Annotated in this window: 1 protein-coding gene; it reads right to left on the reverse strand. The window is 59.8% G+C overall.

What is annotated here, in order from left to right:
• A partial coding sequence (locus AWB67_RS42940; protein WP_235025647.1) for a hypothetical protein occupies positions 1 to 289 on the reverse strand: 289 nt, incomplete at its 3' end.
• Positions 290 to 594: the final 305 nt, after the last annotated feature.

Below are 594 nucleotides of genomic sequence, written 5' to 3' on the forward strand. Positions count from 1 at the left end.
GCATGAACGATAAAAATCCTCTCCAGATCATTCCCGGCAGTGCGCTGCACGGCGAATCCCAATCCGTCGGCCTCACGGTCGCAGCCTTGCGCAATGCGCAGGGCAGGCGCAATCCGAACGACTTTCCGGTCGGCTCGCCCGAATTCGAAGTCCTTGAAACCTTGAGGCCGAATTCCTTCAGGACGTGCTCGCGTTTCTGGGCGAGGACCCGAACAGGCCAGACATATTCGACGAACTGGGCCTCTGAGCCGATGGAGGCGGCCTGTTGGTCTCCTGCGTCATTCGACACCCCTAAGAACGGCCTACGGGCCGTTTCTTTCGTTTTTGGCGCTCGACCGAGCCGGAAGCGCAGCCGAGGCGACGTCCGCAGCCAGCGATCCGCCACTTGCCTTCGAGATTTTGTGTATCCACAATAAGTGCGATGGAAATCACATTCGACCCGGCCAAAGACGCGAGCAATCGGTACAAGCACGGCGTGTCATTGGCCGATGCTGCTCGAATCGATCCGGATAGTCTGCGGTACTGGGTCGACGAGCGGATTGACCACAGCGAGACCCGATATCGCGGGCGGGGGCTTATCGGCGATCGCCTCTA

The sequence above is a fragment of the Caballeronia terrestris genome, from assembly GCF_001544515.1.
GTDB lineage: Bacteria > Pseudomonadota > Gammaproteobacteria > Burkholderiales > Burkholderiaceae > Caballeronia > Caballeronia terrestris.